Origin of the sequence: Sphingomonas sp. LR59 (genome assembly GCF_036855945.1) — a bacterium.
Classification (GTDB): domain Bacteria; phylum Pseudomonadota; class Alphaproteobacteria; order Sphingomonadales; family Sphingomonadaceae; genus Sphingomonas.
Genome location: NZ_JASPFL010000001.1, coordinates 3,510,001 through 3,530,644, shown reverse-complemented (window position 1 = coordinate 3,530,644; position 20,644 = coordinate 3,510,001). Strand labels below are relative to the sequence as shown.

Below are 20,644 nucleotides of genomic sequence, written 5' to 3'. Positions count from 1 at the left end.
TGAACACTTTATTAACCGCGCGCAATTAGGTCGGGAGACCGGAGGACTTTATGCGTGCCATGCGTTCCCAGGCCAAAGTAAACACGACCGACTTGCGAAGCGAACCGCGCGTGCCGCTAGGCCGTTCGGGCACGTTGCGTGGCGAGAATCGCGCCCAGCTGGTCATTCGGATTGCCGATCTCACGCGCGACGGATGTCGTATCGAGACCGACGAGACGTTGCTGCCCGACGAGCAGATCACGATCGGCATCGCCGGCGTCGGCAGTGTCGAGGCGCGCGTCGTCCGGCGCAGCGCAACCGGCTATGGCTGCGTGTTCATGACGTCGTTGCCGCGTGGCCGGGTCAGCGCGGCGTTCGAGGAAAACGTCGTTACGCTCCCGGTCGGTGCAAATCCGATTGCTCCCGATTCGGTCGCGACCGGCACGACCGATGCCGACCGCGCTTCCGATGTCCGCCGTGTGGGGCCTTCGCCGCGGTCCACCATGACTATCATAGCCGCCGTCTCGATCGCCGGCTGGGCATTGCTGATCTGGGGATTCACCGCCTTTTGATCCCGACGCCGGTGGTGTGCCGGCGTCCGCATCGCGCCGGCCGCAGCTGATTTAGTTGATGTGATAGCCACCGAATGTATCGCGCGATGGTCGCAGCCGGTGCAGCGGCGACGCGCGCCGGCGGGCCTTTCGCAATGCCTCATACGGTGACACCGCGTGCCGTCCGCGTTCGGCCCAGACGATGCGGTAGTGGCTGGACAGCTTCCACCAGCGCCCGCCGGCCGTGCTGATGACGGTGGCTGCGCAATGATCGCAAACACCGACGCAAAGCCCGGCATTGCGCTGGCTCGCACGGGCTTGATGACCAAATACACAGCGGATCGACATGGCCTCACACTGGCGCGATCGTTTCGCATTGCAAGATCGGAATCGGTCCTGGAATGGCACATCGCCGGTGCGCTGGTGGCCCGCCAAAAGCGCTGGAGTATTCCAGGCTCGGCTCTATGACCGCGAACAATTCGCCGACCTTAGCGCGATAAAGCAAGAGGATAGCATGATGACGCGCTCCGGGTCGGATCGTCGGACCCGCATTGCCGCAGTGATCGTCCCCGTCGTCCTGTTCGGCCAGATGATGGCTCTGGCCGCCGACGGCCCCTTGCTGGCCGCCGCCGCCGCGGCTGTGGAAATCCTGGCGACGATCCTGGTCTTGCTCCTGGTAGCGCCGCCGTCGACGTTCTGGCGGCGTCTGGCACCGCCGCTGGCGGTGCTCGGTCTTGCCGCCGTGTGGCTCGCCTCCGGCACGATGCCTGGCGTCGATCTGCTCCATCGTGGCTGGATCGCCCCGGATCTCAATCGTGGCGGCGTCGTCCGCTATATCGGCGGCGTTGCGGTCCTTGTCGCCGCGTCGGCGGTGGCGTGGCGACCGGGCGGCGCGCGCGTCTCGCTCGATACCTGGATCATGCTCTCGCTGATCCTGCTGGCGGCCGGGTTTGCGATGAACGAAGCCGATCCGAGCCGGGTCTGGGGCTATGACAAGGGCTTCCTCGCGGGTCGCTTCACTGGGACGATCTTGAACGCGAACGCCGCCGGATGTCTGTTCGGCATCCTTGCGGTGCTTGGTCTCGGACGATTTCTCACCTTGCTGCCCCGAAGGCTCGATCCTGCCCCGCTGCCGATCATGATCGCCGCCCCTGTCGCACTGCTGGCGGGGATCGGCGCGTGTGCGATCACCGCGTCGCGGACCGCGTTGGCGGCAACCCTGGTGGCCCTTCTGCTCGCGACGATATTCGACCAGGAGTTGCGGGAACAGGCCCGACAGCGGACCCGCTACATCGTCTTGCTGCTGGCGGCGCTCGCGACCGGCGTCGCAGTCATGCTGTTCCTGGTCGGCGATGTCGTCAGCGACAGGTTTCAGACGGTGTCGACCGACGGTATCGAACGGACCAGGATCTGGGCGTTCTACGGCAGGATCGTGCTCGCGCATCCCTGGGGCGTCGGACCCGGCGGACTCGACGACATCACGCTCCACGCGCTCTCGTCGACGACGGACGCGGCGCGGATATGGTTCGTCCACTCGCCGCATAACCTATTCCTTTCGCTGCTGCTGGTCGGCGGATGGCCCTATCTGGTATTGATCCTGACCGCGGCGGGATCGCTCGCCTGGCCCGCGATCCGGTCATCGGCAATCCGGCGGCAACCGATGATCCGAGCCTCGATATCGGCGATCGGCGTCATCCTCGCTTGTGCCAGCGTCGATATCACGCTCGATATACCGGCCTTCGCATCGCTCGCGGCGTTCCTGATCGGAACCGTCTGGGGTGGCTCGGTGAGACAGCCCGTGACGATGGCATAATCGACGGTGCCGCCGCCGGGATCGATTGCGGCGCAGCTTCGGCGATCATCATAGGACGCCGGCACCGGGAACCGAACGATCTTCGTTCCCGCCCCGCACCACCATCATGCTTGCTATCGGTCTAGCGCGTCGTCTCGGCGAGTCTCGCTGCCACCGGCGCTTCGGCCGGGGTCCCGGCCACCAGTCCGGTTGCGTAGCCATAGGTTCGCCCCGACGCACCCGCGAGCCAGACCGTCTCGTCCACGATCCGGGCATGATCGGCCGCTGAAAGCTTTGCCCACAAGGCCGCGCCATAGCGTATCCGCCACGGTGCCCCACCGCGCAGGAACGGCGCCGATTCGTAGCTCCGCACCAGCCCCGCCAGCGCGGCAGGCGAGTCCGGTCCGTCCGCCAGCAACGCCCGATACGACTGCGCCACATCCGCTTCGGCCCACCAGGTCCGAACGGCCCGCGTCCGCGCCAGATCTACCGCCGCGTCCGCCAGCATCACAGCGCGACGCGGCGCAGGTTCGTCCAACGCATCATAGGTCCGCAGCATCCCCCGCAGCAGCGCAGTGCGGGGCGCGAGCATCGCGGCGGGTCGATCGTCGATCAGCCAAGGCCATGCGACCTCCGCCTCGGATTGCTGCGCATCGAGTGCGGTTCGCATTGCCGCGACACGGAGTTCGGTGACAAGATTGACCAGCGCCAGACACAGCGCCGCTACCAGAACCGCGATAGCGGCGCGCTGCATCCAGTGGCTCGCATACGGCGCATCATAGTCGCCGGGCCGGAGGGGGACCGCCCCTCCGCCCCGCCGCGTAGCGATCGCCGAAGACTGTGCCCCGAAAGGGTCAGTCCGCATTGTAATAGTTGGCGTATTTCTTGGAGTAGTACATCCCGCCATACGCCTCGGACGAAATCTCGACCATCGAGAAGACCGCACCGGCGACATCGACGCCGTCATGACTCAGCCACGCCAGCGCGCTGCGAACCGCATTCTCCGGCGTCGCACCCCACTTCACCACGATCACGGTTCGCTCGGCCACATTGGCCGCCGACCGCGCGTCGGCGACACCCAGCAGCGGCGGCGTATCGATCACGATCCGATCGTAGCGATCCATCTGCGACGCGATCAGATTGGACAGCGCGTTGCCCGCAAACAGATCCTCGGCGATGAACGAGCTGTTCGCGACCGGAATGAGATCCAGCCCAGGGACGGCATCGGGGATGATCACGTCGCTAAGCGAAGCCTCGCCGCGCAGCAACTCGACCAAGCCACGCTCGGGCTTGATGCCGGCTGCTTCGATCAAGCCCGCCCGACGCAGATCGGCATCGATCAGCAGCACGCGCTCCTTCGACATCGCGCAGATCCGGGCCAGCGCCAGCGCGCTGCTCGTCTTACCTTCGTTGGGAAGCGTGGACACGATCGCCACGCTCTTGGCGGGGCCGATCGAACGCCGGAGCGTGCGAAACGCTTCGGCATAGGCACTCATCGGACGGTCGATCAGATACGTTGCCGGCGAATGCTTTGCCGAGCCGCGCCCGGGCCGCAACTTGGGGATCGTCGCGAGCACCGGGAGGCCAAGCTGTTCCAGATCGTCGATCGAGTACAGACCCTTGGCCAGCACTTCCTGTGCGCCGATCACGACGATGCCCGCACCGATCGCGGCGATGATCGTGAGGATCACCAGCATCGGCCGGTTCGGCGACGTGGGCGCAGACGGCGGCACCGCCGACTCGATGATCTGCGCCTGCGTCAGCGAGCTGCGCGCGACCTGGTTCATCGTCTGCGCCTGCTCAGCCAGACGATTATACGCCGCATGCGCCGCGTCGGCTTGACGCTGGTAGGTTTCCGCGAGCGCGGAGGCGCGCGTATCGCTGGACTGCTGGCCGCGAAGCTTGCCCATTTCGCTGCGCAGGCTGCCGGCCCGCGCCGCGGCGGCACTGGCTTCGCTGCGAAGCCCGCCGATGTTGCGATTGGCCTCGTCTTGGATCTGCTTGTCGATCGCGGAAAGCTGCTCCTTGATCTTCACGCTCTCGGGATGCCGCGCTCCGTACCGCGACAGCACCTCGCCCTGACGCTGGACGATCTGCGCCCGCTGCGAACGGAGATCGGCGATGACCTTCGAATCGAGCACGGCCGAAACCGCATCGATGCCGCCGGACGCGATCTGGCTGCCGGCGACTGCCAGGCGAGCCTGCGCCGCAGCGGCTTCGGACTCGGCGGTCGCAAGCTGACCCGCAAGCGGGCTGATCTGCTGATCCGTCACGGTCGACGATCCGCCGCCGACGATACCGGCCTGGGCGCGATATTGCGCGAGCCGTGCATCCGCCAACGCAGCCTGCTGATTCAGCGCGGCCAGACGTTGATCGAGATAGCTGGTTTCCCGCGACGCCGCGCCGGTTCGCTGGCCGCGGCTGTACGCGATATATTCGCTGGCAAAGCCGTTGGCGACCTCGGCCGCGAGCAAACGATCTGCCGCGGTGTAGCCGATGTTGACGACGTACGTCATCTTGTCACGGTCGGCGGAGATCTTCGACAGCAACCGCGAGGCGATCATGTCGACCCGCTTCTGCTCTTGTTCCGGGGTCGGATTGCGCGGCAATTCCGGCAGGCCCTTGGTCAGGTCGGCCCGATTGGCGAGCCCGAGCTTGCGAACGACGCCGATCGCGACGTCGCGCGACTTGACGACGTTCACTTCGGTATCGAAGATATTCTGGTCGGGGCGCTCACCGTCCATCCGACCCAGCGCGGCGTTTGCCGACGGGTCGATCTTGACGCGCGCAACCGCTTCGTACCGCCAGGGCATCATCATGACGAGCGCGATGCCGACGACCAGCACGGTCGCCGCCACCGCGACAAAGGTCCGCCACCGGCGCTGGAACATCGCCTTTACGGCGCCAGACAGCGACCGAATCACGCCGACACCGCTCGGCGGCATCGCAGGACCATTCAGGTCCCCCGGACGTTCCATTACCATGAGTTTACGTCTCCGTACGTGATTAGCGGTGATTTAGCGGTGGATCGCGACGCCGACGAGCGCCCGGAATTCGGACAATCGCGGACCGTTCACGCCGACAAAATCGCTCTTGCGGTTTGCATAGGTCAGATCAAGGTTGCCCGTCAGCAGTCGGTTCATGAGATAGCGTGCACCGCCGCTCACCTGCCCGATCTTGGCCTTGCCCGGTATGCCGATATACGTATCGACTTCGTACGACACGGCGTAATTCAGCAACAGCGTGCGCAACAGCTCGTGGTCGAGACGAAACGCCGTGGTGGTGTTGAAGAAGCCGCCGCTAGCCAGCGTCGCATCCTGAACCGTGCGGTTGACGGCCAGCGTCGCCGTCGTCAGCGGCGTTGGGAAATATTCCAGCCGGGCATCGATCGTCAGACCCTTGGCGGTCTTGTACGCCGCGCTGTCGAAATTGCGCGTGATATACCCTGCACCGAACGAACCGCGCATCAACGCGGTCAGATCGAAGGTCACGCCGGCCAGTGCACGCACTTCGTGCGAGCTGCGGCTCGGCTGGTCGAACGTCAGCGGCAGGCGATAGCTCGTGTCGGTATAACCAAGCTGGACGAAAACGCCGGCGTCCGGGCTCAAGCCATATTCGAACTGGCCCGCGCCGCGCGCAACCTTGCGGTCACGCCCGTCCTGCGACACTTCGACATTGTCGAGCGTGCGAACCGACTTGAAGTTATAGTCGGTATAGTCGCCGGACAGCACGGCACGAATCCGGCCGAACCGTGCGTCGCCCAGCAGCTTGGCCTGCGAGCGCTGATACGGCGTGATCGTCAGGACGTTGACCAGCGAGGCGCCGGAGAACTGCGTTTCGTACCGGCGCGCGGTATCGAGCTGCCCGCTGATCGCGATGTCACCGTTCACATCGTAGCGACCACGACTGCTGACGCTCCAGCCGTTTTCGTTGCGGGCGGTCTGGTCGGCGTAGCGGACGAAATCGCCCGCGCCCTCGAGCTGCAGACTGTGCAACGACCAGTTCGACTTCGCCAGCAGGCGCGGCTGAAACCGCACGAACGCGTCGGACTTTTGATTGTCCGCGGTCTGCAGAACGTTGCTGGTATACCCCAGCTGACTGGTAAATTGGGGCAAGACCGTAAAGCTGCCGAGCGGTACGCCGACTGCGTTCACTTCGGGCCTGGGTCGATCGAGAACGCTCTCGTTGCGACCGCGGTTGTAGATCAAGGGGACGACAGCATCGATCGGATCGTTGCTGATGTAGATCTGGGCCTCGGCGACCCCCGTCCAGAGCGAAGAAAGGCCGACACAAGCGGCCGCGTAACGTTTAATCATGATACGCTCCCGCGCTATTCAAAGGCGGGATCCATTTGCTCCCGCGATGGTCAAAAGCGGGCCGGGCCCGTCTGGCTTTAGTTCGGTGCCGAATACGTCGCGCCGGCGTTCCCGCCGGTCACGATCGGCCCCGCAATCAACGTCGGGTCGCCACCGTCGGCGATCGACGCCGTACCGCGCTGTCCACGTCGCACCGAAAGGCGCACGTTCACCAACGCCGCCCGAACCTTGTGGGCATAGTCGGGGTTACCCAGCAGATAGTTCAGCGCGGTGAGAGACACCGGAGCCGGTTGCTGTTGCTGGTCGAGCGCGAAGACGAGCGCAGCCTCGATGTCCTGAGACGTGGCGCTGGCCGCCTGTGCACGCATCACGCCGCGCAACGCCGCGATGACCGACTGGACCGCCAATGCGTCCGGCTCGGCTGCACGCACGACCGGACGCACGGCGTTCGCTGCCGTCGGCAGTGCGACCGCACTCAATGCGACAACGACCATCGCCCTAGAAAACTGCTTCATCGTATCCCTCTCTTTACCCGCCCCTAAGCCCGCTCGTTTAGAAAAAGCGTTCGCCAATTCGTACCGTGTCCCCGGGGTAAACGCGCAAATCAGCCTGCAGCGGATAGCGACGTTCTTCGGTCTCTCCCGCGCGCTTGATAAACACTTTTCCCTTATTTGCCCGGTAGGTGAAACCCTCTGCGCGCGCGACCGAATTCATTACGGTCAGGCCGTTTGTGTAAGGATATTCGCCAGGCTTGGTCACTTCGCCCATGATGTAGAACGGGCGATAGGTCAGCACATCGAGGCTGACGCGAGGCTCGCGGAGATACCCGTCGGCCAGCTTGGCGGTGATGTCCTTGACGACTTCGCGCGGCGAACGGCCGCGTGCCTGGACGTCACCGATCAGCGGCAGCGACAACGTTCCCGAATCGCTTACCGAAAACTCACCGGACAGCGTTTCCTCATTGAAAACGATGATGCGGATCTTGTCCGCCACGCCGAGTCGATAATCGTCCTGCGTGCTATCCGACACCGTCGTCGAACCCGGCGATGCCCCTGCCGAGGCCGTTGCCGATGCCGTGACAGGCGGGGCGGCAGAGGTCGCCGTCGCCGTCGCCGTAGCAGGCGTCGACGACTGAACCTTACCCGCCGGTGCCACCGGATCGGCCGGCCGCTGCGCCACGGCGAGCGATCCCGACGCGAACAATACCGCAAATAACATTGAGCGAATTAAATGCATTAGCCACCATTCCTTCGGCTCGTCATATTCCAGGCGCGACAAATCGGCAACTTGCCTGCTGCGATTCACCGCTCGATGCAGCATTATGGGACACTTCGTGACAATCGTCTGAATGCACGTAAAAAAGATTGGCGCGATGCGGCCATCGAACAGGTCAGAAAACTGGCCGTCCAGACAGTCGCGGGGGGCCTGTTAAGGCAATTTTCCCGGAACGCCATGGCCCCATTCTTACTATTCGATCGCCTGTGACGAAGATGCGCCAGAGCCCACCGCATTTTGCCTAGGGTTCGCGATCCTCGCTATCGCGCGCGGTCCGTACCCAACCCTGCTGCGGGCGCCGTGCGAGCCGGACATAAAAAGGAATCTTGGCGAAAATTTTCAGCGGCAAGGCGATGAAGTCGCCGAAGTTGAGCAGGTCTCGACCATATACCAGCCAGCCGGTTGTCACGGTGATGAGAAACACGGCGAGCTGGATCGCTGCAATGATGAAGCCCGCGGGCGACGCACCGAACAGCATGCCGGCGAGCGTGACCACGACCAAACCCATCAATGCGACCGCGAACAGGCTGAGCGGCGGAATTGCGATGTCGATACCCATGCCGATCAGCCGGGGCGAACGACGCCGCACCCCCGCAGCGACGAGGCGCCAGGCGAAGCGGCGCGCGACCGATAGATACCCGCGCTCCCACCGGGCACGCTGACCATCCGCTGCGGCGCGATCGAGCGGCAACGGACTGGTGATCCGCGCATCGGGGCAGAACCGTGCCGGTGCGCCGGCGAGCGCCAGGTCGACCGACATCAACAGATCCTCGACGATTTCGCCCGATCCCAGGTGGATGTCGTCGAGTACCGCGCGCGGAAACGCCATGCCGCTGCCGGTGAGAACGCACGGAATGCCGAGTCGCTGCGAACCCAGCAGCCGCGCCCGGTTCTTGATCCGAATCGCAAAGGCGCTGAAGCGTGTGCCCGGCCCTGCGCCAGCCGGCGCCTCGAGCAGGTAATCACCCTGCACCGGCCGGCCGCTCACCGCCGCCTCGCGTGCCAGTGCCTCCAGCCCACCCGGACTGACCAGGCAATCCGCATCGACGACGATCGTGACCGCGGTCGCCCGCGCCAGATCGTGGCGGACGCCCCATTCCAACGCATAGCCCTTGCCACGACGGTCGGCGTCGAACCGCTCGGTCACCATGGCCCCTTCGGACCGCGCGATCGCGGCGGTATCGTCGGTGCAATTGTCGGCGACCACCAGCAGTCGGTCGTCGGGGCGCAACTGCGCACGCAGCGAGCGTATCGTCGCGGCGATGACCGTAGCTTCGTCATGCGCCGGCACCACGACCGTGAAGGCGGGACAGGCCGCCCCTGTTTCCGTTCCCGTCCGCGACTGGAGGCGGTCCGGTCGACGCTTCAGCGAGGCCAACATCTGTGCCGCCAGCAGCATGCTCGCCGGAAGCGGCACCAGCGCGATCACGACCAGCACCGCACTCAAGAGCGTCATGCGCGGCGTTCCATCTTATGGGCCGTCTCATGGGCTGTCTTATAGGTGGTCATCAGATCGTAAATCTTGCGCGCCTCGCGTGACGCGTCGTGACGGTCGCGAATCAAGGCCCGGCCGCGCTCGCCCATCGCGGTGCACGTCTCGACCGGCGTTGCGATGCAATCGGCCATCGCCCGCGTTACCGCATCCACCGACCCTGGCGAAAAGAGCCAGCCGGTTTCACCGTTGACGACGAGATCCGCCATCGCCGCGACGTTCGAGGCCAGGACCGGGCGGCCAAGCGCGAGCGCTTCCATGACCACGATCGGCAACCCTTCGGCGAAGCTCGGCATCACCATCGCGCGCGCGGCAACGATATGCGCGCGCACCTCCGCCTCGTCGGCCCAGCCGGTGATCGTGACATCCTGCGCGATCCCGAGACGCGCGATCGCCGCTTCGAGCTGCCCGCGGGCATCGCCGTCGCCGACCAGCGTCACGTGGACGGGCGTCCCGGCAGCCCGCAGCCGTGCCACCGCCTCGACCAGGATCAAATGTCCCTTTTGCTGATCCAGCCGCCCGACGTTCACGAAATGCGGAACCGCCGGTACGGGGGTCGGCACCTGTTCCAGAAACGCCTGCGACAGACCGCAGTGCACGACATGGATCTTGTCCCAATCGGCGACCTCGGCCCACCGATAGAGCTGGCTCGCGCAATAATTGGTGATTGCCACGACGAACGCGGACCGCGCGACCTTGAGGTTCAACTTGAGCGCGACGGGGGCATCGAACTCGCCCTGCCCGTGCACCGTCATGCTGTACGGCACGCCGCTCAAGCACGACGCGATCATCGCGATCTCCGCGGCATTGGTCCCGAAATGCGTGTGAAGATGATCGAGCTTGGCCGCCTGCATGCCCCGCGACAGCATCGCCCCCTCGAGAAAGGTGATGAGATGGAGCAGCGGCCCACGATCGGACCGCTTCATCATCCGGAACGACAGGCGCAACGCCGCGAACCACGCCTTTGGCGTCCGCAGCAGCTCTAGGAACGCCGCGGTCAGGAGCGGGATCGCCCCGCCCCGCAACAGATACCGCGTACGCTGCTGCTCTGCCGCGTCGAGCGGGTCCGCGATCTCGGCATCCCAGCCCCTGATCGCCCAACGCTCGACGGTTGTCCCAAGATTCTCCACTGCGGCGATCTCACGCCGAATGAAGGTATGACTAATCTTAGGATATTGATTAGTAAAATAGCCAACGTTCATGCGCCGCACCTCCAGTTCAGGCCCGCGGCCGCCGCACGCGCTATCAATACCTCAGGTCGCTCGCAAGTGGTGTTGTACAAGCGTGAACATCTCAATGTGCCATCGTGGCAAAGGATGAATATGGTCCAGTCCGGTTCCGATAGTATCGCCAAAACGCCGCTCGGCATCGCGACTGGATTGCCGCCTTTTGCGTGGGGGATACTCGCGCTGATCGCGTTGCGCCCCTCGCTCGACGTGATCTTTGCCAGCGTCACGATGCAGGTCGGCGCCCTGAATTTGTCGGCGGGCTTCCTGTTCAACCTGCTGCTCGTCGGCCTCGCCGCAGCGATCGCCGTCAATGCCGCTTTGGTCCACCGCACGCCCGATCGCGCGGTCGTGACGACGCTGATCATATGGGCACCGATGCTGGTGGCGGCGGGAATCGCGGCAGCGCGATCGCCGGTCCCGGCGCAGGCGCTGCAGGTTCTCTTCAACTATTTGTCCTATGCGGCAGTGTCGTTGCTGGCGCTGACATGGGCACCGCATATCGGCCGTGAGCGACTGACGATGCTGATCGCGGCGTCGGGCGTCATCCCGATCCTGACCGCCTTGTTCCAGGCCGCCACCGGCGGCGCCGGCACGCGGGTCATGGGCACCTTCCCGCATCCCAACATCCTCGCCTTCTTCCTGCTGATCTACGTCGCCTTCCTGTTTCATGCGCAGGTCAGCGCCTACCTACAGAGTGCCGGGGCGCGTCTGGTCCTGTGGCTGTCGATCGCGCTCGGCCTGCTGGCGCTGCTGCTGACCGGCACGCGCGCGGGCTATGCCGGGATGTTCGTCTTCCTGTTTCTCTATGCCGCCCTGCGCCGGCCGATCTACCTGATACCGCTCATCATCCTGCCACCGCTCGCGCTGCTGGTGCCGGGCGTACTCGACCGGATCAGCGACGCGACCAGCGGCCCACCGGTCTTCACCTATGACTATCTCGTCAGCGTCGCGCGCGGCGATATCGCCGATTCGGGGTATGTCGCGGTCGATTCGGGGACATGGCGTCGCTACCTCTGGGAATCGGCATGGCCGTGGGTCACGAGCCATCCCTGCTCGGCAGCGGGCTCGCGTCGTTCCCGCATTATTCGAGCCAGTTCTTCGCGCTGCTGCCGAACGGCGAGAGCGAGGTCTTCGCGCACAACACCTATCTGCAGCTCGTGTTCGAGGGCGGCGGCGTCCTGCTGCTCGGCTTCCTGTGGACGTATATCGCGTCTGCCTTGCAGAACGCGGCCAATCTCCCGTTCGGACGCGGCGAGCTGATCTTCGCGCTTCTCCTGGTGCTCGCCTATGCGATCGTTCTCGCGAGCGACAACATCCTCTATTACCTGTCCGCCAACCTCTCGCTGTTCTTCGTCCTGTTCGCGATCCGCGGCGTCGGGGCGGATGATTCACGGCGATGGCACTCGCAGGCACGTTTAGCTACGAAGCGAAGGCGACTGGCGGCGAACGGATCGCAGAGCGCTTGAAACCCCGCAGCGATAATGCAAAACGCGGCGCCAATGGAGAGGTATCTCGCCGTCGCCGCAACGCGATGGCCTGTACTGGAAGAGCCAGGGCTTACTAGAGTCGGACCGAGGTGAGAGCCGGTCCGCAACCGGGGGAACATCGCTCCATGATCGCCGTGCCCCAAAGACGAACGCTGCCGTTCGTATCAATCGTACTGCCTATGCTGGTGGCGCGTCCTTCGCTGGATCCTTTATTCGGTCTTGGTCGGATGAATCTTGGTGCTTTCAGCATCACACCAGGATTCCTGTTCAATTTCCTGTTCGTGGCCCTGGCCAGCTTGGTGATGCTCCATGCGCTACTCGTGGATCGACGGGCACAAACCGTCATCCGCACAGCAGCGATTATCTGGGCACCATTCTTGCTGGCAGCGTTGATCGCAGCGGTGCACTCTCCAGTGTTCGCGGAAGCCATTCAAGTTCTCTTCAATTACCTGACCTTCGCAGCAGTATCCATGCTCGCGCTGTACTATGCGCCGTATATCGGGCGACGTGTATTGACGCTGGCGGTTGCACTGTCAGGCGTGGTGCCATTGGCAACCGGCCTAATACAAATCGCGTTAGGCGATATGGGAGAACGGCTGGAGGCTAGTTTCACGCATCCGAATATTCTCGCCTTCTTCATGATGATCTACATATCGTTCCTGTATCATGCGCAGCTCAGCAACTACCTACGCGGCGGATGGCAACGCAATGCTGTCTGGATACTGCTCGTTGTTGCAGCACTGGAGCTTCTACTCACCGGCACGCGCTCTGCCTATGTGGCGACGGCGTTGTTCTTGATCGTCTACACGGCGTTTCAGCGTCCTCTGTATCTGATACCGATATTATTGGCGGGACCGCTCGCCATGTTGGTTCCGGGCGTAATGGACCGCATTACCAATGCGGCGGAGGGCGCACCGGAAATGAGCTATGCATATCTGGTCAGCATATCGCACGGTGACGTTGACGCATCGCAGTTCGTCGAAGTCGATTCTGGAACATGGCGTCGCTACCTGTGGCAGGCGGCATGGCCTTGGATCGAACGCAAAATGACGTTCGGATATGGCCTGTCGTCTTTTGCGCCGCTGTCGCGGGACTTCTTCGCCCTCACCAGCACCAACGGAAGCGGTGCGCACAATGTGTATGTCCAAACGATCTTCGAAGGCGGCCTCGTGCTCATGCTTTCGTTCGTCTATCTCCTGGTCAGCATCGTTGCCGTGAGCCTGTTCCGGGCTACAACGTCGTCGGAAAAACTGTATATTTTCCTAGCGATAGTCGGTTATGCGGTCGTGTCCGTCAGCGACAATATGCTGTATTATCTGTCCGTAAACGTAGAGTTTGTCTTCATACTTGGGTGTATAATAGGGCAGGCTCCAAGCCTTCCTAGCTGGCTGACTGCAAGTCGGCGTCAACCGCAGCTTATGATTGGTGGCCTGCGGTAAAAGGTACGATGACCGAAAAATTTGCTTACGACCCCCGCGCCAAAGCACACCTCGCGGTGCTTGACGGATGGAGGGGGCTTTCCATCTTAATGGTTCTCGCGGGTCATATGCTCCCGATCGGGCCAAAAGCGTATTTTCTAAACGAAGCCGTCGCCGCTGCGGGAATGGCGATATTCTTTGTGCTGTCCGGATTCCTGATAACGACCACGTTGCTGAGAGATCAGACGGTCGTGACGTTCCTAATCAAACGCCTGTTTCGCATCGTGCCACTCGCCTGGACGTTCATCGCCTTCGTTTTGATTGCCCCGGGACGTCCTATGGACATCGTCGTAGCCAACCTGTTTTTCTATGCGAATCTTTCGCAATATTATTTGCGATACGCACCGCATTTCTGGAGTCTCTCCATCGAAATGCAGTTCTATATGTTCATTGCACTGATCGTTTCGGTTTTTCGTCGCAAGGGACTCTATCTGCTGCCGTTGTGTGGGATTGCGATCACCGTGGCACGTGTGTGGCGCGGGACCACAGTCGGCGTAACCACGTTCGACCGTGTCGACGAGATCCTGGCTGGCGCAATGCTCGCGCTATTGCTGTCCGGACGCAAACCCGTCGCGCTAGGGAAGGCCTCAGGCGCCGCATCGGCGTTGCTGATTGTGCTGCTCCTGGCGGGGACCCAGCAATATGTGCGCCATACCGTGCCCCTACTCGCTTATTTGAGGCCCTATTTCGCAGCCGGCTTGGTCGGCCTGTCTTTCGGCTATCCTCATTCCGGCTATCGACGCGTTCTAGAAAGCAAAATCTTGCGGTACTTCGCCACGATTTCCTACGCATTATATGTGGTTCATCCCATCACATATGCGGGATGGTTGGGTTCGGGCGACCGGACAGAGCGGTACCTCAAGAGACCACTCAGTTTCCTGATTACCTTTGTAATCGCGCATCTGAGCACACGCTACTTGGAGCGACCGTCGACCGATTTCGGGCATCGTCTGGCAGCACGCTATAAAGCGTCGCATATAAGCAACGCATCCGCATGACTGAGCCGAATCCTGGGCCGTTCGCGTTGCTCCGCGAAGATCGACGCAATCACCGCGAGGGCTGGCTGTCCCAGGGCTTCTGGGCGCTGGCGGTCTATCGGCTGTCGGCGCCCCGTCTGGCGCGCCGGCGCGGGATCGTTCGCACGATATGGGGCATATGGACCAAGCTTGCGGGCAAGTGGGTCGAGGTGCGGTGCGGTATCTCGCTGCCGGAAACCGCGCGGATCGGGCGGCGGTTGCGGATCGAGCATTTCGGCGGGATCGTCGTGCATGGCTCCAGCGTGATCGGCGACGACTGCCTACTGCGTCAGAACGTCACGCTCGGCAACCGTAGCGAACGGCGCCCGCTCGATGCGCCGACGCTGGGAAACCGCGTGCAGGTCGGCGCCGGTGCCGTCATCCTCGGCGCCGTCACGATCGGCGACGATGCCGTGATCGGTGCCAATGCCGTGGTGCTCGGCGATGTCCCGCCCGGTGCACGCGCGGTCGGCAACCCGGCAACCATCCGCATGCCCACGCCCCGCCCCTAGCCTAAGCTGCTACGGCTGCGACTGCGGATGCGCACGCAGCAACGCTGACCACACAGTCCATGCTCACCTCGCAGCCGTCGCGCAGTACCGCTACGCGGCCGATCAGCGCGGCGTCGCCATCTCCAGGCCCGGTTTGCCGGCGGCGCGCGACCGGATGCCCAGGAACAGCAGTGCGGTGATGCGGTTTCGGATCAGCACCTCGCCCATGATGATCGGTCCGATCAGCCCGGCACCAAGACCGCCGGCAAAATAGAACAATACCGGCATGCCGGGCGCAATCTTTTGCAGCGCGATCCGCGTCCCCGCCGCGAACAGGACGTGGAACAGGAATATCGGATAGGATTTGCCGCCAATCCACGCCAGCCACGACACCCGCGCCCGGATCGACACCGCCAACAGGCAGATCGCCAGCCCGGCGGTATAGCCGAGCATCGACCCCACGAGGCTGTGGCCGGCGGCATCGGCGTTGATGCCAACCAGCATCAAGCCCAACACGCCGATCGCCAGCAATACCCGGCCCGGCAGCGTATCCAGCCCCCGCATCCCCTGCAGCAGGTCATGCCGACGCATGAAGAGTCCCAGCAGGAAATAGGGCGCGAGGTACACGGCTTTCCCGGCCGAAAAGACGTCGGGCTGCCACGCGGATACCAGCGGATAGAAATATCCGATCGGTACCAGCGCCAGCGCATAGGGGGCAAGATCGCGGCCTGGCAGGAGCAGACTGACGGTCAGGATCGCGACCATCAGGACGAACGTCGCCTGCAGATACCAGAACTGATCGTACGAGAAGAAGAAGATCTGCCACAATGGCGGCGTCGCATTGTGGAGCACGAGCGACTGGATGCACCAGGACAGCGCGCTTACCGATGCCATCGGTACCAACAATCGTCTGGCCTTCGCCAGGACCTTGCCCCGCCAGGCACCGGCATTCGGCACGAACGATGCGAAGACCGTCCCCGAGATAAAGGCGAACAGCGGCATCCGTACGACGTGGAGCGCATGATTGGCGATCGACAGCCAATGGTCCGCGGGCAGCCGTAGCCCCCGGATCGGGCTGTCGCCGACAACGTGAAACGCCACCAGCAAAAGGCAGGCAAACCCCCGCAGCGTCTCGAGATATTCGATCCGCGACGTACCGCGCCTTTCCGCACCCACGGTCTTCGACCCTGTCATACCGCTCATCGACGACGGACCGTCTTGGCGGCGTATGCGCGAATGGTTGCGAGCTCATCGCTGTCGGGTCGGTGGGACAGGCTGAACCGGGCGAATCTGGCGAGCATCGCGGGCAGGCTGCGGGTCCCCAAAACGCTACGGAAGGCCAATTCTCGACGGACGCCGGGCGTGTCGCCGAACGCCGCCAGAATTGCCTGACGCAAGGGGTGCCATTGCTCGGCCAGGTCCGTACCGGACGCAGGCTCTAGTCGCGCGCCATGGTTGCAGAACGGGGTCGGATCGCAATACGCCACGCCCCGCGTTGCCGCGACCAGCGCCATCAGGTGACGCGAGATGTCCAGCGACAGCTCCATCTGGCGTTGAAAGCCGACCGAACTCGTATTGCCGCCATGCCAGCGGTACAGCACGAGCTGCTCGGCCACGGTGGCGCACAGCCCCTCGATCGCGAGTTGGCCGAACATCAGATAATCCTCGACCAGCGTCGCCACCGTCATTGGCGCGGGCCCTCTGGATGGCGTGAGGAAGGTCTTGCCGTAGCGCGCACCGGCCTTGTCGAGCGCGAGACGTCGCAGCATTACGGTAGGCTGCGCGATCGGGTTGCTGAAGAGGGCAGCCACCGCAAGCCGATCCGGATCGCTTGGCAGCTTGCGCGTGCCTAGTGGTTTTAGCTGGGTATCGACGGTGACGTAATTGCTGCCGACGAGAACGAGATGGGGCAGGCGCTCCATCTCGGCCAGCAGCACCGCGATCTCGCTCAGGGACCGACAAATCGTCGGCATCGTGGAGCAGGACGAACGGTGCGTCGCTCCGATCGAACCCTGCATTGCGGACATCCGACAGCGTCATGGCAGGACCACAATCTTGACGCTGTACGCGACGATCCTCCCCCCAGCCGATCAATAATCTCCCCGGTCGCGTCGGTCGACGCATGATTCAGGACGATCAACCGCCAGTCGCGCTCGGTCTGCACCATCACCGATCGGATGGCGTCCTCGACAAATGCTTCCCCGTTTCGCACGGGCATAACGACATCAACGCGCGCCATGTGTTGCTCCAGTAGGTTCGGGACGGCGCCCGTTGGTCGGGCACTTATTGGTGTAAAGAGCCGTTGTAAATGCGGGTGTTATGCGACGGTTATGCAAAGCGGCGTCGGATGATTAGCTAGGATCTCGAAAGAGAATATGGCGCGGGACCTGAAACACCCGCAGGATTTATTGAATTTGATCTCGCTCGGATTCGCGGACGGACGAGGTGGGGCAATCGTGGGTGGCTCGGTTTGCCGTGACCTGCGATGTTCGAAGACTGCCTGCATATATAGATACAGAAACGCCAACGGCCCCGGAGCTTGCGCTACAGGGTTGGGAGTGTCGTAGAAGATGGTTGCGGGGACAGGATTTGAACCTGTGACCTTCAGGTTATGAGCCTGACGAGCTACCGGGCTGCTCCACCCCGCGACATTCGCTTTCGCGAAGGGGGTATGAGACATGGTGAATGGGTTTCAAGCGTTCTGTGTTACGTATTGCCGCACGGGCTTCAATGCCTGGCGACGACCTACTCTTCCATCGCTTGAGCGATAGTACCATTGGCGCAGTCGGGTTTCACGGCCGAGTTCGGAATGGGATCGGGTGGGACACCGACGCTATAGCCACCAGGCAATGGAGCCGGTGCGACGATACGTTGGGGAATGCTATGGGTACCCTGGCCCCGGCTTTCGCCGGGACAGGGTTTTAAAATCGATACCGTGCAAGGTTTGTAGTGGTATTTGACCAATCCCTCGACGGCGAGGGGATTGGCAATCTGGCGTCGTCTTAATCATCCGCACGCATCGTTTGTCGCTACTGGTGACCCAGTGTTGTCATTGATGGTGTGAGACTCTCAAGCGCGAATAGAGCAATTAGTATCGGTTAGCTCCATGCGTTACCGCACTTCTACATCCGATCTATCAACGTCGTGGTCTCCGACGGCTCTATGAAATCTTATCTCGAGGGAGGCTTCCCGCTTAGATGCTTTCAGCGGTTATCCCGTCCATACATAGCTACCCAGCTGCGCTCCTGGCGGAACGACTGGTACACCAGAGGTATGTTCAACCCGGTCCTCTCGTACTAGGGTCAACTCCTCTCAAATTTCGACGCCCACGGCAGATAGGGACCAAACTGTCTCGCGACGTTCTGAACCCAGCTCACGTACCACTTTAATTGGCGAACAGCCAAACCCTTGGGACCTGCTCCAGCCCCAGGATGTGATGAGCCGACATCGAGGTGCCAAACAACCCCGTCGATATGAGCTCTTGGGGGTTATCAGCCTGTTATCCCCGGCGTACCTTTTATCCGTTGAGCGATGGCCCTTCCACGAGGGACCACCGGATCACTATGACCGACTTTCGTCTCTGCTCGACTTGTCAGTCTCGCAGTCAGGCGGGCTTATGCCATTGCACTCTAACAGACGGTTTCCGACCGTCCTGAGCCCACCATTGCGCGCCTCCGTTACTCTTTAGGAGGCGACCGCCCCAGTCAAACTACCCGCCACAGAGGGTCCCTGTTCCGGCTTACGGAACGAGGTTAGACATCAGAAACAAACAGGGTGGTATTTCACCTATGGCTCCACATCAGCTGGCGCCGATGCTTCAAAGCCTCCCACCTATGCTACACAGTTTCTTCCTAATGCCACTCTGAAGCTGCAGTAAAGGTGCACGGGGTCTTTCCGTCTAACCGCGGGTACTCCGCATCTTCACGGAGAATTCAATTTCGCTGAGCATGTCCTGGAGACAGTGGGGAAGTCGTTACGCCATTCGTGCAGGTCGGAACTTACCCGACAAGGAATTTCGCTACCTTAGGACCGTTATAGTTACGGCCGCCGTTTACCTGGGCTTCATTTCAGAGCTTGCACCCCTCCACTTAACCTTCAGGCACCGGGCAGGCGTCAGGCCCTATACGTCGTCTTGAAGCCGACTTAGCAGAGCCCTGTGTTTTTGCTAAACAGTCGCTACCCCCTGGCCTGTGCCCCCTCAAAGTGCTTGCGCATAGTGAGGGCCTCCTTCTTCCGAAGGTACGGAGGCAATTTGCCGAGTTCCTTCAGGACACTTCTCTCAAGCGCCTTGGTATACTCTACCTGACCACCTGTGTCGGTTTCGGGTACGGTCTATACGGTGGGGCTATTTCCTGGAACCATTTCGAAGCCATCCCAATCCGATAAGGGATGACAACACACATGATCCGTCACACACCACCAGGCCCACGAATATTAACGTGGTTCCCATCGACTACCCCCTTCGGGCTCGTCTTAGGGGCCGGCTCACCCTGCGCGGATTAGCCTTGCGCAGGAACCCTTGGTCTTTCGGCGAGAGGGCATCTCACCCTCTTTATCGCTACTCATGTCTGCATTCGCACTTCCGATACCTCCACGACCCATTACCAGATCGCTTCACAGGCTTACGGAACGCTCCGCTACCGCGTACCACATCAGTGGTACACCCTAAGCTTCGGCACGTATCTTGAGCCCCGTTACATCTTCGCCGCAGGACCTCTTGTTTAGACCAGTGAGCTGTTACGCTTTCTTTAAAGGATGGCTGCTTCTAAGCCAACCTCCTGGTTGTTTTGGAAGTCCCACATGCTTTCCCACTTAGATACGATTTGGGGGCCTTAGCTGTAGGTCAGGGCTGTTTCCCTTTTGACGACGGACCTTAGCACCCGCCGTCTGTCTCCCGCATATCACTCTTAGGTATTCGGAGTTTGGTTAGGTTTGGTAGATCTCGCGACCCCCTAGCCCATCCAGTGCTCTACCCCCTAAGGTGTTCGTGCGAGGCACTACCTCAATAGTTTTCGCGGAGAACCAGCTATTTCCCGGCTTGATTGGCCTTTCACCCCTAAACACAACTCATCCGGTAACTTTTCAACGTTAATCGGTTCGGACCTCCAGTGCATGTTACTGCACCTTCATCCTGGTCATGCCTAGATCGCCGGGTTTCGGGTCTAATACATCAAACTCTGGCGCCCTATTCAGACTCGCTTTCGCTGCGCCTACACCTATCGGCTTAAGCTTGCTTGATACATTAAGTCACAGACCCATTATGCAAGAGGTACGCTGTCAGGCCATAAAAGCCCTCCAACTGCTTGTAGGCAATCCGTTTCAGGTACTGTTTCACTCCCCTCATCGGGGTGCTTTTCACCTTTCCCTCACGGTACTAGTTCGCTATCGGTCACATACGAGTATTTAGGCTTGGAGGGTGGTCCCCCCATGTTCAGACAGAATTTCACGTGTTCCGCCCTACTCGAGTCCTGAATTCTCACTTTCGTATACGGGGCTGTCACCCGCTATGGCGTCTCTTTCCAGAAGACTTCTACTAGT

At 62.0% G+C, this 20,644-nt stretch carries 19 protein-coding genes, 1 tRNA gene and 2 rRNA genes (1 of these 22 cut by a window edge); 8 read left to right on the top strand and 14 right to left on the bottom strand.

What is annotated here, in order from left to right; genetic code table 11:
- Positions 1-50 precede the first annotated feature (50 nt).
- Positions 51-551: a PilZ domain-containing protein gene (locus tag QP164_RS16615; protein ID WP_333923839.1), complete on the top strand. Its 501-nt coding sequence runs from the start codon at positions 51-53 to the stop codon at positions 549-551.
- 51 nt (positions 552-602) lie between these two features.
- Here the strand turns inward: QP164_RS16615 and QP164_RS16610 are convergent, their stop codons facing one another.
- Entirely contained in the window at positions 603-878 is a 276-nt protein-coding gene (locus QP164_RS16610) for a hypothetical protein (RefSeq protein ID WP_333923838.1), read from the bottom strand.
- A gap of 166 nt (positions 879-1,044) precedes the next feature.
- Between QP164_RS16610 and QP164_RS16605 the strand changes: the two genes are divergently transcribed.
- Complete coding sequence (locus QP164_RS16605; RefSeq protein ID WP_333923837.1) at positions 1,045-2,343, top strand: O-antigen ligase family protein; 1,299 nt, start codon at positions 1,045-1,047, stop codon at positions 2,341-2,343.
- Positions 2,344-2,464: 121 nt separating this feature from the next.
- Here QP164_RS16605 and QP164_RS16600 read toward each other — a convergent pair whose 3' ends face one another.
- The 7 genes from QP164_RS16600 to QP164_RS16570 form a co-directional block, all read right to left on the bottom strand.
- Complete coding sequence (locus tag QP164_RS16600; RefSeq protein ID WP_333923836.1) at positions 2,465-3,076, bottom strand: hypothetical protein; 612 nt, start codon at positions 3,074-3,076, stop codon at positions 2,465-2,467.
- 100 nt (positions 3,077-3,176) lie between these two features.
- A complete protein-coding gene (locus QP164_RS16595; RefSeq protein WP_333923835.1) occupies positions 3,177-5,300 on the bottom strand; it encodes a GumC family protein in 2,124 nt (707 codons plus the stop codon).
- A gap of 39 nt (positions 5,301-5,339) precedes the next feature.
- The gene (locus QP164_RS16590; RefSeq protein ID WP_332755786.1) at positions 5,340-6,638 is read right to left on the bottom strand and encodes an outer membrane beta-barrel protein; all 1,299 of its coding nucleotides are present in this window, start codon (positions 6,636-6,638) and stop codon (positions 5,340-5,342) included.
- A 77-nt stretch (positions 6,639-6,715) separates the two neighbouring features.
- Positions 6,716-7,153 carry a hypothetical protein gene (locus QP164_RS16585; RefSeq protein WP_277983824.1) on the bottom strand — a complete coding sequence of 146 codons (438 nt, stop codon included), beginning with the start codon at positions 7,151-7,153 and terminating at the stop codon, positions 6,716-6,718.
- Positions 7,154-7,190: 37 nt separating this feature from the next.
- Entirely contained in the window at positions 7,191-7,958 is a 768-nt protein-coding gene (locus QP164_RS16580) for a polysaccharide biosynthesis/export family protein (RefSeq protein WP_333923834.1), read from the bottom strand.
- A gap of 196 nt (positions 7,959-8,154) precedes the next feature.
- The gene (locus QP164_RS16575; protein WP_333923833.1) at positions 8,155-9,369 is read right to left on the bottom strand and encodes a glycosyltransferase family 2 protein; all 1,215 of its coding nucleotides are present in this window, start codon (positions 9,367-9,369) and stop codon (positions 8,155-8,157) included.
- Positions 9,366-10,607 carry a glycosyltransferase family 4 protein gene (locus QP164_RS16570; RefSeq protein WP_333923832.1) on the bottom strand — a complete coding sequence of 414 codons (1,242 nt, stop codon included), beginning with the start codon at positions 10,605-10,607 and terminating at the stop codon, positions 9,366-9,368. The genes QP164_RS16575 and QP164_RS16570 overlap by 4 nt, the downstream gene beginning before the upstream one ends.
- Before the next feature lie 120 nt (positions 10,608-10,727).
- On the opposite strand from QP164_RS16570, the gene QP164_RS16565 reads away from it, so the two are divergent.
- The 5 genes from QP164_RS16565 (at position 10,728) to QP164_RS16545 (ending at position 15,127) form a co-directional block, all read left to right on the top strand.
- Positions 10,728-11,894 carry an O-antigen ligase family protein gene (locus QP164_RS16565; protein WP_333923831.1) on the top strand — a complete coding sequence of 389 codons (1,167 nt, stop codon included), beginning with the start codon at positions 10,728-10,730 and terminating at the stop codon, positions 11,892-11,894.
- The gene (locus QP164_RS16560; RefSeq protein WP_333923830.1) at positions 11,852-12,100 is read left to right on the top strand and encodes a hypothetical protein; all 249 of its coding nucleotides are present in this window, start codon (positions 11,852-11,854) and stop codon (positions 12,098-12,100) included. The genes QP164_RS16565 and QP164_RS16560 overlap by 43 nt, the downstream gene beginning before the upstream one ends.
- Positions 12,101-12,246: 146 nt before the next feature.
- Positions 12,247-13,560: an O-antigen ligase family protein gene (locus tag QP164_RS16555; protein WP_333923829.1), complete on the top strand. Its 1,314-nt coding sequence runs from the start codon at positions 12,247-12,249 to the stop codon at positions 13,558-13,560.
- A gap of 8 nt (positions 13,561-13,568) precedes the next feature.
- Positions 13,569-14,597 (top strand): acyltransferase family protein, encoded by a 1,029-nt coding sequence (locus tag QP164_RS16550; RefSeq protein WP_333923828.1) that lies wholly within the window; start codon positions 13,569-13,571, stop codon positions 14,595-14,597.
- Positions 14,594-15,127 (top strand): serine O-acetyltransferase, encoded by a 534-nt coding sequence (locus QP164_RS16545; RefSeq protein ID WP_333923827.1) that lies wholly within the window; start codon positions 14,594-14,596, stop codon positions 15,125-15,127. Before QP164_RS16550 ends, QP164_RS16545 begins: the two co-directional genes overlap by 4 nt.
- A 102-nt stretch (positions 15,128-15,229) precedes the next feature.
- Here the strand turns inward: QP164_RS16545 and QP164_RS16540 are convergent, their stop codons facing one another.
- The 3 genes from QP164_RS16540 to QP164_RS19905 are packed head-to-tail and all read right to left on the bottom strand — an operon-like array spanning position 15,230 to position 17,273.
- Positions 15,230-16,309: an acyltransferase family protein gene (locus QP164_RS16540; protein ID WP_333923826.1), complete on the bottom strand. Its 1,080-nt coding sequence runs from the start codon at positions 16,307-16,309 to the stop codon at positions 15,230-15,232.
- Complete coding sequence (locus QP164_RS16535; protein WP_333923825.1) at positions 16,306-17,124, bottom strand: hypothetical protein; 819 nt, start codon at positions 17,122-17,124, stop codon at positions 16,306-16,308. Before QP164_RS16535 ends, QP164_RS16540 begins: the two co-directional genes overlap by 4 nt.
- A complete protein-coding gene (locus QP164_RS19905; protein WP_443027487.1) occupies positions 17,055-17,273 on the bottom strand; it encodes a hypothetical protein in 219 nt (72 codons plus the stop codon). The genes QP164_RS16535 and QP164_RS19905 overlap by 70 nt, the downstream gene beginning before the upstream one ends.
- Between QP164_RS19905 and QP164_RS16530 the strand changes: the two genes are divergently transcribed.
- Positions 17,229-17,360, top strand: a complete 132-nt coding sequence (locus QP164_RS16530) for a hypothetical protein (protein WP_333923824.1) — start codon at positions 17,229-17,231, stop codon at positions 17,358-17,360. The two genes, QP164_RS19905 and QP164_RS16530, sit on opposite strands and share 45 nt — an antisense overlap.
- Before the next feature lie 317 nt (positions 17,361-17,677).
- Here QP164_RS16530 and QP164_RS16525 read toward each other — a convergent pair.
- The 3 genes from QP164_RS16525 to QP164_RS16515 form a co-directional block, all read right to left on the bottom strand.
- Positions 17,678-17,754 (bottom strand) — tRNA-Met (locus QP164_RS16525).
- 84 nt (positions 17,755-17,838) lie between these two features.
- A 5S ribosomal RNA gene (gene rrf / locus QP164_RS16520) occupies positions 17,839-17,953 on the bottom strand.
- A gap of 221 nt (positions 17,954-18,174) precedes the next feature.
- Positions 18,175-20,644, bottom strand: a 23S ribosomal RNA gene (locus tag QP164_RS16515); it runs 328 nt beyond the window's last position.